Origin of the sequence: Streptomyces sp. NBC_01224, assembly GCF_036002945.1 — a bacterium.
GTDB lineage: Bacteria > Actinomycetota > Actinomycetes > Streptomycetales > Streptomycetaceae > Streptomyces.
Window position 1 is genome coordinate 5,310,919 of record NZ_CP108529.1, and the last position, 16,554, is coordinate 5,327,472.

Below are 16,554 nucleotides of genomic sequence, written 5' to 3' on the forward strand. Positions count from 1 at the left end.
CACGCGGCGCAGCAGGATCTCCGGCGGGTTCGCGGCGCGCGCGACCTGGGGGGCAACCTGCCCGTGGGGTGGTGAGGCGGGGCGGGACGGTCTCTTGACGAGGGGCGAGGGCGGGCATACCGTCGCGAATGTACTGAGCAAGCGCTTAGAGAGGTCGTTCGTGCCGCACACCGACCCGACCCCCGCCACCCCCGACCCGGACGCCCAGGCATCGGCCGCTGCCGCTGAGGCCGCCTCGGAGGCCGTCGCCCGTATCGAAGCCGCGCTCACCGGTCCGGGAGCCCCGTTCGCCGTGGTGCGGGTGGAGGACGGGGTCCATGCGGGCTCGCTCGTGTACGCGGACGGGCCCAGGACGCTCCGTGAGTTCGTGGAGGCCACCTGGGCCTTCGGGGACCGGCCGTTCCTGATCGCGGGGGAGCGCAGCTACTCGTACGCCGAGTTCTTCGCCGCCGCGTCCGCGCTGGCGTGCCGGATGACCGGGACGTACGGGCTCCGCCGAGGTGACCGGGCCGTCGTCGCGATGCGTAACCACCCCGAGTGGCAGATCGCCTTCTGGGCCGCACAGCTGGCCGGCCTGGTCGCCGTACCGCTCAATGCCTGGTGGACCGAGGACGAGTTCACGTACGCGCTGGACGACTCCGGGCCGAGTGTGCTCCTGGTGGACGGCGAACGTCTGCCCAGGGTCGCCGGGTGGGCGGCGAAGAACGGGGCGCGCGTGGTCGTCTTCCATGAGGAGGGGGCGGTTCCGGACGGCGTCGAGCGGTACGAGGACCTGCCCGCGCCCGATCCGCTCGCCGCGCCCCCCGAGGTGGAGATCCGGCCCGAGGACGATGCGACGATCATCTACACCTCCGGCACCACCGGCCGGCCCAAGGGTGCGGTCGCCACGCATCTCGCCCAGGTGGGAGCCGCACTCAACCCGCGCTACCACGCCGCCGCCTCCATGCTCGGGCGCGGGATCATCCCGGGGCAGGGGCCCGCCCCGGTGTCGCTGCTGACCTTCCCGTTCTTCCATGTCGCCGCGTTCACCGGTTTCTACGCGGCGATGGCAGCAGGCGGCACGCTCGTCCTGATGCGGAAGTGGGACGCCGAGGAGGCGCTGCGGCTGATCCGTGAGCACCACGTCACGCACTACGCGGGCGTCCCGGCGACCGCGCTCCAGTTGCTGGCCGCGGCCGAGCACGCGGGCGACGGCCTGGAGAGCCTCCAGATGCTGAACACCGGCGGGGCCGCCGCCCCGCCCGACCTCGTCGCGCAGCTGACCGCGCGCCACGGCGACCGGATCGAGCCCCGCAACGGCTACGGCCTGACCGAGACCAGCGGTGGTGTCCTGGCGAACTTCGGCGCCGAATACCGGCTCCACCCCGGCAGCGTCGGCCGTCCGACGCCCACCACCGAGGTGCGGATCGCCGGTCCTGCGGGCGAGGCGCTGCCCGAGGGCGAGGTCGGTGAGCTGTGGCTGCGTGGCCAGTCCCTGGTCCGCGGCTACTGGCGCGACGAGGCGGCGACCGCGCAGGCGTTCACCGACGGCTGGTTCCGGACCGGTGATCTCGCGGTGGTGCACGAGGGGCGGGTCAGTGTCGTCGACCGGATCAAGGACATGGTGGTCCGCGGCGGGGAGAACGTGTACTGCGTGGAGGTCGAGGCGGCGCTGCACGACCACCCGGACGTCGAGGACGCGGCGGTGCTGGGGGTGGCGCACCCGGTCCTGGGCGAGGAGGTCGCCGCCGTCGTCCGGCTGCGGTCCGGTGCCACGGTCACGGTCGAGGAGCTGCGGGCGCATGTCGGGCGGAGTCTGGCCGCGTTCAAGGTCCCGGCCCATGTGCTCGTGCGCGATGAACCGCTGCCCCGGAATCCGACCGGGAAGATCCTCAAGCGGGAGTTGCGCGGGCCTGTCGAGGCGGAGGTGCGGCGGGCGGTCGGGGGCGAGTGATCACGGGCGGTCGCGGCGAGTGATCATGGTGGTCAGGGGCGAGTGATCCGGACGCGGTAGTCCCCCTTGTCGTTTTTGTCGATCACGGATATGCGTATCCCACTGGCCCGGTCGGTGAAGGTCTCGCCCGGCTCGTAGGTGGCGTCGGAGAGCTCGGCGTGCACATTGGGCAGCCGGGTGCAGCCGTTGCTGTCCTTGGTGCTGTCAGCCACGGACACCGGTCCCTGACCGGTGTCGACGTCCGAGCTCACCTTGTAGATCAGCACGCCGGGCCGGCAGACCGCCTGGTCGTTGCCCGCCCGGGTCCGTACCTCCACCGCGTAGCCGGACTCACTGCTCAGCGGTATGAACGCCAGCTTCGTGCCGCCCTTGGTGGCCAGCGGTTTCAGGACGTGGTCGCTGGTGCCGGGCTTGGAGGCGCAGCTGATCTGCTTGTTGTCCAGCCAGCCGAGCTTCCACTTGTGCCAGCCCAGCAGATCGTTGTTGACGCCCCAGTCCTCGGACATGATGTCCCAGTGTCCTACCGAGCCGCCTCCCTCCAGGGTGTAGAGGTCGGGAAGCCCGAAGATATGGCCGTTCTCGTGCGGCAGGACGCGGTATCCGGTCTGTGCGTACGACCCGGAGCCGTCGTCCTGGCGGCTGTAGATGAAGGACGCGTTGGTGAGCGGGACACCGTCCGCGTGCGGGGCGTCGTCATTGCCGGAGAACGTCACGGACAGGACGGTGTCCAGGGCGGAGGGCCCGGCGTTCGGGGTGACCAGGATGTTGACCAGGTCGTATGCGCTGAAGTCGACCTTCGGGTCGGCTGCGGCGACTATGTCCTCGGCGAGGCGGTGGTAGCCCGGCTCGTACGGTGATCCGCGGTCTATCCCGTACTCCGAGAACGGCAGTGGCATCCGCAGCCAGGACTTCACGGGAGCGTCGGGGATGTAGGTGAGTCGCCCGTACGAACCGGTCCGGAACCACTTGGTGGTCTGCGGGAAGAATTCGGCGTACCGGTCCATCGCCGGCTCGGGGCCCGGCGCGTCCGGGAAGTCGATCATCAGGTTGAGGGCGTGAATCCTGCCTGTGGAGCGGGCGTAGCCCGTCGGAGTCGGTATGCCTTCCGACATCTGCACGCCCATGGTCACCGGTATCCGGCACGGGGCGATCGCCGCCGAAGGGGCCGTGGCCACCGGGCCGGCCGAGGCCCGGCTGGGTATCGGGAGATTGCTGCTGGCCGTGGTCGTTGCGGCAATGACCAGTGCTGTTGCCGAGCCGAGAGCGATCGGGTGACGGTGCCTGCGTATCCGGTGGCGGGTCTTCTGCATATAGGCGCCTCGGGGTCCGCGGCAGCCGGCCGACCCCGACTGCCCTCTGCGGATCAGCCTGTGACGGGTGGTGCGGCACCGCTCGTTGAGTGCGCCGATCGGTTGGTTTTCCCGTTCCGGAAGTGTGGCTCAGGTCACATTACGGTGGGAAATAACCGGGGATCCTTTCCCCGTTTGAATCTGTGTCCTCGCGAAAACGGGGAGGCGGTCCCCGGTTACGGGAAGGGGTCGTCATGAAGAACGAAGAGCGTCGCAGTGACCAACAGCGTCGCGATAAGGGCCGGAAGGCAGGGACAGTCGTCGTGGATACCGCCACCCGCACCGCCACGGGAGCAGTGCAGCCCCGGACGACCCGTCCGCGGGCCGACGCGCTGCGCAACCGGGAGCGGATCGTGACGGCCGCGCGCGAGATGTTCGTCGAGTTCGGGCCGGATGTGCCGCTCGACGAGGTCGCCCGCCGCGCCGGTGTCGGCAACGCCACGCTCTACCGGAACTTCCCCGACCGGGCCGCGCTGACGCACGAGGTCGTGCTCGCGGTCACCTCCCGCACCACCGACCGTGCGGAGGAGGCGACGGCCGAAGAGGCCGATCCCTTCGCCGCGCTCAGCCGCTTTGTGCACGCGGCGGCCGACGAACGGATCGGGGCGCTGTGTCCGATGCTGTCCGGCGGCTTCGACAAGGACCATCCCGAATTGCTCGCCGAGCGTCGGCGCCTCGAAGAGGCCGTCGAAGGACTCGTGGCGCGCGCCATGTCCGCGGGGCGCCTGCGTACCGACATCGCCGTCGGTGACGTGCTGGTCGCCCTCTCCCAGCTCACCCGGCCACTGCCCGGCACCGGCTGCCTGGACATCGACCGGTTCACCCACCGCCATCTACAGCTGTTCCTGGACGGGCTGGAGGCTCCGGCCCGGTCCCAACTGCCCGGAACGGCTGCGACCTTGGAGGATCTGCGGCGCCGGCCATGACGCCCGCACCGGGCCCCTGAGCCGGGTGCCCGGTGGCGCCCCGCCACGCCTTGACCATCCCTTCCTTTTCACCGCGCTCCCTTTCGCCGACGGTCCTCTCGCCGACCGTCCTCGACCGACTGCCCGTTCACCGACCTCTCGGTTCATGACTTCGCGCGCCCGCGCGCGCCCTTAGGCGGATACCTCCATGTCAAAAACAGCTGATATACGACTCCCGGACCCCAGTCGCTGGAAAGCGCTGGCGTTCATCGCCCTTGCGCAGCTGATGGTCGTGCTCGATGCCACGATCGTGAACATCGCGCTGCCGCACGCCCAGACGGCCCTGGGCATTTCCGATGCCAACAAGCAGTGGGTCATCACGGCCTATGCCCTCGCCTTCGGCGGCCTCCTGCTCTTCGGGGGACGGATCGCCGACCTCTGGGGCCGCAAGCGGACCTTCGTCGTCGGCCTGATCGGCTTCGCACTGGCCTCCGCGCTCGGTGGCGCGGCGCAGAACCAGGGCATGCTCTTCGGTTCGCGCGCGCTCCAGGGTGTCTTCGGCGCGCTGCTCGCCCCCGCGGCCCTGTCGCTGCTCGCCGTGATGTTCACCGATGCCAAGGAGCGCGCCAAGGCGTTCGGCATCTACGGTGCGATCGCCGGTGGCGGTGGCGCCGTCGGCCTGATCCTCGGCGGCTTCCTCACTCAGGCGCTGAACTGGCGCTGGACGTTCTTCGTCAACATCCCGTTCGCGATCGTCGCGGCCGCGGGCGCGTACTTTGTGATCCGTGAGCCGGCCGGCAGTCGTAACCGCTCGGCGCTCGACATCCCGGGCGTCGTCCTGTCCGCGCTGGGTCTGGTCTCCCTGGTGTACGGATTCACCCGCGCCGAGTCCGCCGGCTGGTCGGACGCGCTGACCATCGGCATGTTCGTCGCGTCCGGTGTGCTGCTCCTGACATTCGTCCTGACCGAGGCCCGGGTCAAGTCGCCGCTGCTGCCGCTGCGCGTCCTGCTGGACCGCAACCGCGGTGGCGTCTACCTCTCGCTGGGTCTGGCCATCATCGCGATGTTCGGGCTGTTCCTCTTCCTCACCTACTACCTGCAGGTCGTGAAGGGCTACTCGCCGATCAGGACGGGCTTCGCCTTCCTCCCGATGATCGCGGGCATGATCACCGGCTCGACGCAGATCGGTGCCCGGCTGATGACCCGGGTTCCGGCGCGCAAGCTCATGGGCCCCGGCTTCCTGACCGCTGCCGTCGGCATGCTGCTGCTGACGCAGCTGGAGATCGGCTCCTCCTACACCACGCTCATCCTGCCCGCACAGCTCCTGCTGGGGCTTGGCATGGGTACGGCGTTCATGCCGGCCATGTCGCTGGCCACGCATGGTGTCGAGCCGAGGGACTCGGGTGTCGCTTCCGCGATGGTCAACACCTCGCAGCAGGTGGGCGGCGCGATCGGTACGGCGCTGCTGAACACCATTGCCGCGTCGGCCGCGACGGCGTATGCCACCTCGCACGCCGCACTCGGCGCCACCGACCCGGAGCTGCTGAAGCTCCAGTCGATGGTGCACGGCTTCACCGGTGCCATCTGGTGGGCCGTCGGCATCCTGGTGGTGGCCTCCGCGATCGCGGTGACCTTCATCAACGCCGGGCGTCCCTCGGCGACCGCAGCGACCGGAACCTCCGGTTCGAGCGACGCCGACGGTGTCGAGGACGAGTTCAAGGTCCCGGTCGTCGCCCACTGAGGACTGAACACGGACGCGGGTCGCGTAGTGCGTGACGTGAAGTGATGTGAACGCGGCTCTGCCCCGGTTCCGCTCGACGGAACCGGGGCAGAGCCGCGTTCGACGACTGGTCAGCGCAGCCAGGGCAGGTCCGCGTCCGTGCCTTCCGGCTGCAGTCCGGTGGCGACGACCTGCATGATCTCGCCGAGCGAGCGCATCTGCTCGGGTGTGAGCCGGTCGAACATCGCCTGGCGTACGGCGCTGACATGGCCCGGCGCGGACCGTCGGAGCATCTCGTAGCCCTCGTCGGTGAGGACCGCGTTCTGGCCGCGCTTGTCGGACGGGCAGTCCTCGCGGCGTACCCAGCCGCTCTTCTCCAGCCGCGCGACGGCATGCGAGAGCCGGGAGCGGGTGATCTTGGCGTCCTTGGCGAGCTCGGTCATCCGCTTCCGGCGACGGGGTGCCTGGGAGAGCTGGACGAGCAGTCCGTAATAGATGTGCGGCATGCCGGCATCGCGCTGCAGCTGGCGGTCGAGGTGGTCCTCCATGAGCGTGGTGGCGTGCAGATACGCACGCCAGACGCTCTGCTCTTCGTCGGAGAGCCAGCGGGGCTCGCCGGGGGATGCCGTGGTCATGTACTCCACTGTACGACCTTTTCTTGAAAGTTTAACTAGATAGAGCTAAGGTCTCGGGAAGTAGGAGCTTGAAGATTAAAGAACCCTTCCTTTTCAAAGAGACCTGTAAAAGACTTACCTCGATCAGCAGCGGATGGGGAGTGCCATGACTGTCACCGCGGAGCGCATGCCCGCCCTCTACCTCTCCCACGGCGCACCGCCGTTGGCCGACGACCCGGTCTGGCCCGGCGAACTGGCCTCCTGGTCCGCGCAGTTGCCCCGCCCCCGCGCGATCCTGATGGTCTCCGCGCACTGGGAGGAGGCCCCGCTCGCCCTCGGTGCGACGGAGACCGTCCCGCTCGTCTACGACTTCTGGGGCTTCCCCGAGCACTACTACCAGGTGCAGTACGCCGCCCCGGGCGCCCCGGCGCTGGCGGAGAACGTACGCAAACTGCTGCGCGGAGCCGGTACGCCGGTCCAGGACATCCCGGACCGCGGGCTCGACCACGGGGCGTACGTCCCGCTGGTCGAGATGTTCCCCGGTGCCGACATCCCCGTACTCCAGATCTCCATGCCGACGCTGGACCCGCAGAAGCTGATGGACATCGGGCGCAAGCTCGCACCGCTGCGCGACGAGGGTGTCCTGATCGTCGGCAGCGGCTTCTTCACCCACAACCTGGCCGCCCTGCGGCATGCGGGCGGCGGCACCCCCGGCTGGTCGGCGGAGTTCGACGACTGGGGGAACCGGGCGCTCCAGGCGCGGGACATCGACGCGCTTCTGGACTTCGAGCACAAGTCCCCGGCCGGCCGGCTGGCCCACCCGCGCACCGAGCACTTCGCGCCGCTCTTCGTGACGCTCGGCGCCTCGGAGGGCGAGCTGGACCGGGGCCGCAGCGTCATCGACGGTTTCTGGATGGGGCTCGCGAAGCGGTCGGTGCAGTTCGGCTGAGCTCTGTCCAAGGTCCTGTCACAGGGCCGGCGGGTTCAGCTCGATCGACCGGAGTGCGGCGGCGAGGGCCGTCGCATCGCCGATGTCCAGTGCGGTGTCCGTGAACTTGATGGTGTGATCGTCGCCGTGCGCCGCCGCCCGTGCGAAGAGCTCCTCGGCGGACGCCGCCGCCGGTGTGTACGGGGCCGGCTCGGCCGGGCCGTACGCGGCGGTGACTGCGGCGCTCGCCGCCCAGGCGGCCTCCAGGCTCGGCACCCACAGCGCGCGGGGGAGCGCGGGCAGCGTGCGCAGCACGGCATTGGGTGCGGTCGCGGCATGCACCAGCATGATGGGTTCGCCGTGCCCGTGCGTGGCATAGCGGTGGGTCGCGGCCCGCACCAGTTCCTCCAGCCGGGCCCGCGCCTCGTCCGGGTCGTCGGTGAACCGCTGCGGCCACACCGGGAACGCGGTGAGCTGTGCCAGCCGGTCCCGGATGCCGCCGCTCTGCTCGGGCACCGGCGGTACGGCGTCCAGTGCGGCCGCGGCGCTCGGTGCGGGCGCCAGCGGTGTCAGCGTGGCAAGCGGCTGGTGGCGGGCGGCCCAGTAGCCGAGGCCGTGGGCGAGCTCGGTGATCCGCGGCGCGCTCGCCTCGCCGACGAGCAGAGTGCGTACGGAGTGGCCGACCCGGATCACGGGGTGGGTGGCGCCCGCCGCGATGCCGGGCAGCAGCCGTGGCCACCACTCGGTCAGGACGTCCCGCCAGGGGCGCTCGGCCGTCTCCCGCTCGAAGTACACAGTCCAGTCCGCGATCCGGCGCGGGTCGCCCAGGGCCTCGCGCCAGTTCTCCGCGGTCACCCGGGACGCGGTGTCCGGCATGTCCTCCAGCTTGTGGCTGTAATGGTCGAGCCACCGGTGGACGGCCGGTGCCTGACCGTGCCGGACCAGCGCCTCGACGGCCATCGGGCCGTGATTGCTCAGCCAGCCGTTCCGTTCGGGGCCCGCGGTGTGGAGACGTTCCAGCGCCTCGTCGAGCGTGCCCGTGGTGTCGTCGGTGGCGCGGGTGGTCGTGTCAGGTGTGCCGTTCCCGCTGGTTGTGCCGTCCCTGCCGGGTGTGCCGTCCCTGCTCGTTGTGTCGTTCATACGGCAGCACGCTAGGCGCGGAGCCCGCGGTGCGTAACGGGCCGTGGACCTAGGCCGCGACCGGGCCGGGCCCTAGGACTGTGGCCCCAGCCGCTTCTCGTACCAGGCGACGTCCCAGTACGTGCCGAACTTCCGGCCCACCTCGGCGTACGTACCGACATGGCGGAAACCGAAGCGTTCGTGCAGCCGGGCCGAGGCGTCGTTGGGCTGGGTGATGCCCGCGTACGCGCGATGCAGGTCCTCGCCGGCGAGCGCCTCGAACAGGGATGAGTAGAGGAGCGTGCCGATGCCTCGGCCGGTGGCCCACGGGGCGCAGTACACGCTCACCTCGACCGAGGTCGCGTACGCCGACTTGGGACGGAAAGCGCTGCTGGTGGCGTATCCCAGGATCGAGGCGGGGCCGACAATGCGGACATCCTGAGCAACCAGAAGACGGTGCGGGCCGTCTTCAGGATGGGAACGAAGCCACGGCAGCCGCTGTTCGGGTGTAAGGGGGGTCGTATCGAATGTGAGCGCGGTCTCACGTACGTAATGGTTGTAGATGTCCGTGAGCGCCACCAAATCGCCTTCGGTGCCCGGCCTGACCTGCACTTCTGTCTGGATGCTCGGCATGCTCACTCCCTTCGCGGCGGCACAGGGTACTGCATGATCACGAAAATGAATGCCAGGCATGGGAATTCTGTCCGGATTCCAGTCGTTGTTTCCATCGGATGCAGGGCACCCGAGAGGGTGTCGCGACCTACTCAGCAAGGGAGCACGCATGGCAACCCGTGCCGTCGCCCGTCGTTCGTCCGCCACCGGCGGTACCAGCCGGGCAAGCAGTGTTCGCGCCTCTGGCGGAGAGATCGCCGATCGCGACCTGGTCGGCATGTACCTGGACGAGATCGCGCGTACGCCACTGCTCGATGCCGCAAAGGAGGTCGAGCTGTCGCAAACCGTCGAGGCGGGTGTTTACGCGCGGCGGATTCTCGACGGTGCGGTGGAGAGCGAAGCCGGTGGAGCCACGCGCGAGGAGCTGGAGGCGCTGGTCGCCGAGGGCGAGCGCGCCAAGGACATATTCATCCGTTCCAACCTCCGGCTCGTCGTTGCCGTCGCCCGCCGCTATCCGCGGGCCGGGCTGCCCCTGCTCGACCTGATCCAGGAGGGCAACGCGGGTCTGGTGCGCGCGGTCGAGAAGTTCGACTACGCCAAGGGCTTCAAGTTCTCCACGTATGCGACGTGGTGGATCCGTCAGGCCATCACCCGTTCCATAGCCGACCAGTCCCGTACGATCCGGCTCCCCGTCCACCTGGTGGAGGAGCTCGGCCGGATCCGACGGGTGCAGCGTGAGTTCAACCGTGAGCACGGGCGCGAGCCGGAGCACACGGAGATAGCCGCCGAGCTGGACTCCACGCCGGAGCGCGTGGGCGACGTCCTGGACTGGGCCCGTGACCCGGTCAGCCTCAACATGTCCGTGGACGACGAGGGCGAGACGCAGTTCGGTGACCTGCTGGAGGACACCTCCGCGGTGTCGCCCGAGCAGTCGGTGATGACGCTGCTGCGCAGCGAGGAGCTGGAGGACCTGATCGGTAAGCTCGACAACCGCACCGCATCGATCATCCGTATGCGGTACGGCATCGAGGACGGCCGTGAGCGGACCCTCACCGAGGTGGGCAAGCAGCACGGGCTGACCCGTGAGCGGATCCGCCAGATCGAGAAGCACGCGCTGCTCGAACTGAAGCGAATGGCCCACGACACGGGTTTTGACGCTGCGGCGTGAGCCCTCGTCCAGTAACCTCCGAAATAGGTCGCTTCGTGTGACCCCCTGAACTGAGTCCCGGCGCCCACCCCCCCCTGGCGCCGGGGCTCATTCTTTTTTGCGCGCTCGGTGGAGGCAGGCCTTCTGCGCGTGCGGTGGCGGCCGGGTCGGTCGTCGTTCGGGCGGCGATGTGTCAGTGTGCTGTCGCGCGGGTCAGCCGGGCGCCCAGATGACTCAAGTACTCCACCAGCTGTGGTGGCTCGTGCGCGGTGAACTCGCAGTCCACCAGCGCCAGTCGGAGCGCCACCCACTCCAGCGAGTCCGACAGGACCGCCCGCAGCCGACAGCTGTTCTCGCCGGTCCGCTCCAACGGGCCGATCGAGGCCGGCAGCCGCGCGGACACGAAGTCCGCCGGGGCCGCGAAGCTCACATCGACCGCCAGCTCCGGCTGCCGCCTGGCGATGGAGCTGCTGAGGAACTCCGCCGCATCACCCGTCGGCAGCTCGCGCGGTGTGAACCGGGCCCCGGTCGGGAACGGCTCGCTGACCCGGTCGACCCGGAACGTACGCCAGTCCTCGCGCCCCAGGTCGTACGCGACGAGATACCAGCGCCACCCCGTGCTCACCAGCCGGTACGGCTCGGCCTGCCGCTTCGTCTCGGCGCCGTCGCCCGCACGGTAGGCGAACCGCAGTCGCTCCCGCCCGGTGACCGCCGCCGCCATCACCGTCAGCGTGTGCGGATCGATCGTCGAGCCGTCGCCGCGGGTCAGCGGCATCGTCGCGTTCTGCAGGGTCGACACCCGGTGCCGCAACCGCGACGGCAGCACCTGCTCCAGCTTCGCCAGAGCCCGTACGGACGCCTCGTCGACCCCCTCGATGGCATGGCCGGCACCCGCCCGCAGGCCCACCGCGATGGCCACCGCCTCCTCGTCGTCGAGGAGCAGTGGCGGCATGGCGGTGCCCGCGACGAGGCGGTAGCCGCCGACCGATCCGCGCGAGGCCTCGACCGGGTAGCCGAGCTCACGGAGCCGGTCGATGTCGCGGCGGATGGTGCGCGGGCTGACGTCGAGCCGCTCGGCGAGCTCGCTGCCCGGCCACTCGCGGGGCGTCTGGAGGAGCGACAGCAGATTCAGCAGTCGTGCCGGGGTGTCGGTCATGGGCTCAACCTCGTGCCGGGGTGTCGGTCATCTCATCAGGGTGCCCATCCATTGGGTCATGATCTGACCTAATGGCTGTTTAGCTTCTTCATATGACTTCTTCCTCATCTCTGCCGTCCACGGCATCCGGGCCCACGGTGTCCTCGGACCCGTCGGACCGGCGACGCTGGTTCGCGCTCGCCATCGTGATGACCGCGGCCTTCATGGACCTGGTCGACGTCACGATCGTCAATATCGCCATTCCGAGCATCCGCGAGGACACCGGAGCCTCGTTCAGCTCGATCCAGTGGATCACCGCCGGCTACTCCCTGGCCTTCGCGGCCGGTCTGATCACCGGCGGCAGGCTGGGCGACATCTACGGCCGCAAGCGGCTGTTCCTCATCGGTATCGGCGGCTTCACCGTGGCCTCCGCGCTCTGCGGCTTCGCCGCCAACCCGGAGATGCTGGTCGCCTCCCGCATCCTCCAGGGCGGCACCGCCGCGCTGATGGTCCCGCAGGTGCTGTCGATCGTGCACGCCACCTTCCCGGCGCACGAGCGCGGCAAGGTCTTCGGCCTCTTCGGCGCGATCGTCGGCCTCGGTGCCGTGCTGGGGCCGCTGCTGGGCGCGCTGCTCACCGAGTGGAACATCGCCGGTCTCGAATGGCGGCCGATCTTCCTGATCAACCTGCCCGTCGGTATCGCGGGCCTGATCCTCGGCCGGAAGTTCATCACCGAGTCCAAGGCCCCGAAGGCGCTCCGGCTCGACCTGGCCGGCGTCGCCCTGGTGACCCTGGGGATGCTGATGCTGATCTACCCGCTGACCCGTGGGCACGAACTGGGCTGGCCGCTGTGGGGCCACGTATCCATGGTCGGCAGCCTGCTGGTGTTCCTGATTCTGGTGTTGTTCGAGCGGGCGAAGGCGCGCAAGGACGGTTCGCCGCTCGTCGAACTGTCGCTGTTCCGGGTCAAGAGCTTCGCGGCGGGCATCGCCGTGCAGCTGACCTTCGGCATCGGGCTCGGCATCTTCTTCCTGGTCTGGACGCTCTACATGCAGATGGGCCTCGGCTGGAGCGCGCTACGGGCCGGCACGACCGGTATCCCGTTCTCGATCGCCGTGTCGTTCGCCGCCGGGATCTCCGTACAGAAGCTGGTGCCCCGCTTCGGCCGCAAGGTCCTCCAGACGGGCGCGCTGCTGATGATCGTCGGCCTGCTCCTCTACATCTGGGAGTCCGACCGGTACGGCATGGGCATCACGTCCTGGCAGATGGCGCTGCCGCTGGTGGTCATGGGCATAGGGATGGGCCTGATCGTGGCGCCGCTGACGGACGCGGTGCTCTCCGAGGTGCCCAAGGAGCACTCCGGTTCGGCCTCCGGGCTGATCAACACCGTGCAGCAGATGGGCAATGCGCTCGGGCTCGGACTGGTCTCGGTCGTCTTCCTCGGCGCGATCGGTGACCGGCTGGCGCCGCAGGAGGTGGGCCCGGCGTTCGCGGAGGCGTTCCGGCACTCGCTGTGGTGGGTCGCCGGGGTGCTCGCGGTGATCTTCCTGGTGATGTTCGCGCTGCCCGCGCGGCAGCGGCAGCACGTGGAGGGAGGCGACGAGGGTGACGAGGGTATGGACACCGTTGCCGAGCCCGAGGTCGAGCTCGGCAAGGAGCCCGCGCTGACGCCGTGATGCCCTCAAGCGCGACGGTGCCCGCACCCCTCGGGGGTGCGGGCACCCGCGTGTGCGGGGGAGGGCGTGGGCCCGCGCCCCCACGGTCAGCAGATGCGTGTGCGGCTCTCCATGGCTCCGCGTGCGGCGTCCTCGTCGCCGTACACCTCGCACATGTGGCGGCCGTCCGGCGTGGCCGTGTGCTCGACCTCCCACAGGCTCGTCTCGCTGCCGTCGAGGAGCAGGAAGGCGTGCTCGTAGAGCGTGAATCCGGCGTCCCGCCCGTCCACCTGGCACTGCCGGCCGAAGACCTGGGTGATGTGGTGGGCGAAGGCGGCGCGCAGCAGCCGGGCGGTCTCCTCGCCGGGGCCGTCGCTGTTCTCCGCGCGGCGCAGGACGCGGCGGGCGTGGTCGGCGGAATTGTCCGGGGCGTACATCCGTGGCAGCGGGACGGGGGGAGCCGCCATCAGAACCGTGAGTATCTCCAGGTCGGCATGCGGCCCGTCGTCCCCGAACACCGGGACCTCACCGAAGCCGCCGGTCAGCCGGGCAGCGGCGATATGGATATCGGCCTCGTCGTCGTACAGCTCGTGGTGCCGGAGGTCGGGCTCCGTCCCCGGCTGTGGGCCCCTCGTGCTCCGCGGACCTCCGTGCACCAGCTCCCACAGGGTGAAGGGGGTGCCGTCGGACAGCAGATACGTATGCCGGTAGGTCTCGCGGTGAAGTACGGAACTGTGGTGCGAGGAGTGCAGGGAACTGCTGTGGGCGAGTGCGGTACCGAGTCTCTCGACCGTACTGTCGGGCAGGTCGAAAGAGTTGAGTGCCCGTCGCAGGAGTCGCTCGAGGTGCTGCTCGGTTGTCTCGTACGGATCGCTCAAGGTGCTGTCTCCAGGCCGTCGCCGCGTGTTACTTGGTGCGTGCTTAACGTAGTCCCTGGGTCTGACATCGTGACCGGGGTTCAGGAAAACGTATGACACACGCAGATGGTTCCTGGCGGTTCGTCCGAACTTCCTTACCCGGGAGGCGAGTCGGGGTCGGGGTGGCTGTGCGGCGACGGTCGTGAGGGGTGCCCGCGTGCGCCGTAGAGATCGCTGTACGCGGGATAGCTGCCGCCGCCGGGGCGGCCGTTGACGCTCCGAGCTGCGCGGACGGCCTTCACGATGGCACGGGTCAGGGCATCCGCACCGGCCGCCAGCAGGTCGTTGAGTGCGATCGGGTTCTGCGGATCCAGCGGCCGGGCGCCGGTGGCCAACGCGAAAACGGTGTCCCCGTCGGTCAGCAGATGTACGGGGCGGACGGCGCGCGCCAGTCCGTCGTGCGCCGTACCCGCGAGCTTCTGCGCCTGGGCCCGGGTGAGATCGGCGTCCGTGGCGACGACGGCGAGCGTGGTGTTGAGCGGGGGTCGCGCGTTCGCCTCCCGCGCCTGGGCCAGGCGCTGCTGCGCCGCCCGGTGGACCTCGGGCGCGGGGTACACCGGCGGTTCCGCCGCGCCGTACTCCCCGTACAGCACTCCGGTACGCGGATCGACGACCGAGCCTGCCGCGTTCACCACGACGAGTGCGCCCACCGTGATTCCGGACGCCAGCCGCACGCTCGCCGTGCCCACCCCGCCCTTGAGCTGCCCGGCGACCGCGCCCGTACCGGCGCCGACACCTCCCTCGGCGACCGGCGCCCCCGGCTCCGTACCCGCCGCGTCCTCCACCGCCGCGCGGCCGGTCGAGGCGTCCGGGCGGGCCCGCCAGTCGCCGCCCCGCCCCAGGTCGAAGACGCATGCGGCGGGGACCACCGGCACCACTTGCGCCGGATCGGGGCCGACCCGCACCCCGCGCCCCTGTTCCTCCAGCCAGGCCATCACGCCGGACGCCGCATCCAGGCCGTACGCGCTGCCGCCCGTCAGGACGACGGCATCCACGCGCTGCACCAGATTGCGCGGATCGAGCGCGTCCGTCTCCCGGGTGCCGGGGCCGCCGCCGCGTACGTCGACGGCCGCGATCGCACCGCCCTCGGGGGCGAGGACCACGGTGGTGCCGCTCAGTGCGCCCGCGCCCGCCACCTGCGCATGGCCGACGCGCAGCCCGGCGACATCGGTCAGCGCGTCGAGCGGTCCTGACGATATGGGCGATGCGCGCTGCGCTACGGAGTGCTCTGCCGGCTCCCGCGGTTCTTCCGTCATTGCGTGCTCCTCACTGGATTCACCACTTACGACTTGCCACTCGCGACTCATCGCACACCGCCCATGTGCTCATCCCGTCACAGCGGGCCGTCGGGACAGTGCCACCTCCACGGCCACCGTCACCGCCGCCACCAGGCCGGCCGCGAGCACCGCCCACCCCCCGGCGAACGTACAGGCCAGGATGGCCAGCACGGCCACAGGGAGTGGTAGTTGCTCCGCGAGATCGCGTTTGAAGTGGCGGGCGTGCAGCGCCCACACCGTCAGCAGGAAAAGTGCGGAGGGCGCGGTCACCGCGGCGGCGGCCACCGTGTCCGAGACATGGGACTTGCCCACGGCCTCCTCCACCGCGACCTCGATGCCCGAGCCGATCGCGGCCGCGGAGCCGAAGATCAGGTAGTGCCCGTATCCCCAGACGAACGCTTCCCTGCTGCCGCGGAGGTAGTCATGGATCGGCACGGTGAAATAGATCCACCAGGCGGAGAAGACGATCAGCAGCCCGCCCGCGGCGATCGGCAGCAGCTCACCGAACGCCTGGTGCTCGTCCACCGCCTCCTGGACCGCGACCGTGGCCGCCGCGATCGTCTCGCCCAGCACGATGATCGTGAACAGGCCGTACCGTTCACCGATATGGCGGGGATGCCAGCTCGTCGGGCGGTCGCGCTCGGCGATCGCCGGAACGGACATCTCGGCGAGCACGAGCACGACGAAGACCGCGGCACGCGCTCCGCCCGTGTTGTCGGTCAGCAGCAGCATGCCGATCCAGCCCAGCTGCACCACGGCGATCCCGACGGCGTACCGCAGCGCGACGCGCCGCTCGGCGCCCCGGGTGCAGTACGCGGCGCGCAGCCACTGGCTGGTGAGGGCGAGCCGCATCACGACGTAGCCGACGACGCCGACTGTCCAGTCGCCCGCGTCGAAGGCGCGCGGCACCCCGGCGGCGAAGATGAGTACACCGGTGATCTGGACGAACGTGACCACGCGGTACAGCGGGTCGTCGGTGTCGTAGGCCGAGGCGAACCAGGTGAAGTTGACCCAGGCCCACCAGATCGCGAAGAAGACAGCCGCGTAGCTGACGATTCCGGTGGCGGCGTGGCCCTCGGTGACGGCATGCAGCAGCCGCCCGCCGGCCTGCGCCACGGCGACGACGAAGCAGAGGTCGAAGAAGAGTTCCAGCGGGGTCGAAGCGCGATGTCTCTCGGCGCGGCTGCGGGCAGTCATTCCAGGCATGGGGACCAGCACACCAGACGAGGATCGGCGGCGCCCA

The 16,554-nt window shown here is 69.9% G+C and carries 15 protein-coding genes; 7 read left to right on the plus strand and 8 right to left on the minus strand.

Annotated elements, in window-relative coordinates:
* The first annotated feature begins 160 nt into the window (after positions 1–160).
* Complete coding sequence (locus OG609_RS23845) at positions 161–1,933, plus strand: class I adenylate-forming enzyme family protein (protein ID WP_442817996.1); 1,773 nt, start codon at positions 161–163, stop codon at positions 1,931–1,933.
* A gap of 32 nt (positions 1,934–1,965) precedes the next feature.
* Here the strand turns inward: OG609_RS23845 and OG609_RS23850 are convergent, their stop codons facing one another.
* Positions 1,966–3,108: a M6 family metalloprotease domain-containing protein gene (locus OG609_RS23850; RefSeq protein WP_327278158.1), complete on the minus strand. Its 1,143-nt coding sequence runs from the start codon at positions 3,106–3,108 to the stop codon at positions 1,966–1,968.
* Between OG609_RS23850 and OG609_RS23855 the strand changes: the two genes are divergently transcribed.
* The 3 genes from OG609_RS23855 to OG609_RS23865 all read left to right on the plus strand — a co-directional run bounded on the left by OG609_RS23855 (position 3,032) and on the right by OG609_RS23865 (position 5,928).
* Entirely contained in the window at positions 3,032–3,208 is a 177-nt protein-coding gene (locus OG609_RS23855) for a hypothetical protein (protein ID WP_327278416.1), read from the plus strand. The two genes, OG609_RS23850 and OG609_RS23855, sit on opposite strands and share 77 nt — an antisense overlap.
* Positions 3,209–3,545: 337 nt before the next feature.
* Positions 3,546–4,208: a TetR/AcrR family transcriptional regulator gene (locus tag OG609_RS23860; protein WP_327274683.1), complete on the plus strand. Its 663-nt coding sequence runs from the start codon at positions 3,546–3,548 to the stop codon at positions 4,206–4,208.
* A 187-nt stretch (positions 4,209–4,395) separates the two neighbouring features.
* On the plus strand, positions 4,396–5,928 hold the full coding sequence (locus tag OG609_RS23865) for an MFS transporter (RefSeq protein ID WP_327274684.1): 1,533 nt from the start codon (positions 4,396–4,398) through the stop codon (positions 5,926–5,928).
* Positions 5,929–6,038: 110 nt separating this feature from the next.
* Here the strand turns inward: OG609_RS23865 and OG609_RS23870 are convergent, their stop codons facing one another.
* On the minus strand, positions 6,039–6,551 hold the full coding sequence (locus OG609_RS23870; protein WP_266360841.1) for a MarR family winged helix-turn-helix transcriptional regulator: 513 nt from the start codon (positions 6,549–6,551) through the stop codon (positions 6,039–6,041).
* Between the two features lie 136 nt (positions 6,552–6,687).
* On the opposite strand from OG609_RS23870, the gene OG609_RS23875 reads away from it, so the two are divergent.
* Positions 6,688–7,470 carry a dioxygenase family protein gene (locus tag OG609_RS23875; protein WP_327274685.1) on the plus strand — a complete coding sequence of 261 codons (783 nt, stop codon included), beginning with the start codon at positions 6,688–6,690 and terminating at the stop codon, positions 7,468–7,470.
* Positions 7,471–7,488: 18 nt separating this feature from the next.
* Here OG609_RS23875 and OG609_RS23880 read toward each other — a convergent pair whose 3' ends face one another.
* Together OG609_RS23880 and OG609_RS23885 are read right to left on the minus strand one after the other, a co-directional pair.
* Positions 7,489–8,589, minus strand: a complete 1,101-nt coding sequence (locus OG609_RS23880; protein WP_327274686.1) for a questin oxidase family protein — start codon at positions 8,587–8,589, stop codon at positions 7,489–7,491.
* Between the two features lie 72 nt (positions 8,590–8,661).
* The gene (locus tag OG609_RS23885; RefSeq protein WP_327274687.1) at positions 8,662–9,201 is read right to left on the minus strand and encodes a GNAT family N-acetyltransferase; all 540 of its coding nucleotides are present in this window, start codon (positions 9,199–9,201) and stop codon (positions 8,662–8,664) included.
* Positions 9,202–9,349: 148 nt separating this feature from the next.
* Here OG609_RS23885 and OG609_RS23890 point away from each other — a divergent pair, with 148 nt between their 5' ends.
* Positions 9,350–10,348, plus strand: coding sequence for a sigma-70 family RNA polymerase sigma factor (locus OG609_RS23890; protein ID WP_327274688.1), 999 nt, complete (start codon positions 9,350–9,352; stop codon positions 10,346–10,348).
* Between the two features lie 172 nt (positions 10,349–10,520).
* Here the strand turns inward: OG609_RS23890 and OG609_RS23895 are convergent, their stop codons facing one another.
* On the minus strand, positions 10,521–11,483 hold the full coding sequence (locus tag OG609_RS23895) for a helix-turn-helix transcriptional regulator (RefSeq protein ID WP_327274689.1): 963 nt from the start codon (positions 11,481–11,483) through the stop codon (positions 10,521–10,523).
* 92 nt (positions 11,484–11,575) lie between these two features.
* Here OG609_RS23895 and OG609_RS23900 point away from each other — a divergent pair, with 92 nt between their 5' ends.
* On the plus strand, positions 11,576–13,138 hold the full coding sequence (locus OG609_RS23900; protein ID WP_327274690.1) for an MFS transporter: 1,563 nt from the start codon (positions 11,576–11,578) through the stop codon (positions 13,136–13,138).
* 86 nt (positions 13,139–13,224) lie between these two features.
* Here the strand turns inward: OG609_RS23900 and OG609_RS23905 are convergent, their stop codons facing one another.
* The 3 genes from OG609_RS23905 to OG609_RS23915 form a co-directional block, all read right to left on the minus strand.
* Positions 13,225–13,995, minus strand: a complete 771-nt coding sequence (locus OG609_RS23905; RefSeq protein ID WP_327274691.1) for a DUF6227 family protein — start codon at positions 13,993–13,995, stop codon at positions 13,225–13,227.
* A gap of 134 nt (positions 13,996–14,129) precedes the next feature.
* Positions 14,130–15,290: a P1 family peptidase gene (locus OG609_RS23910; RefSeq protein WP_327274692.1), complete on the minus strand. Its 1,161-nt coding sequence runs from the start codon at positions 15,288–15,290 to the stop codon at positions 14,130–14,132.
* Between the two features lie 69 nt (positions 15,291–15,359).
* Positions 15,360–16,517 carry a low temperature requirement protein A gene (locus OG609_RS23915; RefSeq protein WP_327274693.1) on the minus strand — a complete coding sequence of 386 codons (1,158 nt, stop codon included), beginning with the start codon at positions 16,515–16,517 and terminating at the stop codon, positions 15,360–15,362.
* Positions 16,518–16,554: the final 37 nt, after the last annotated feature.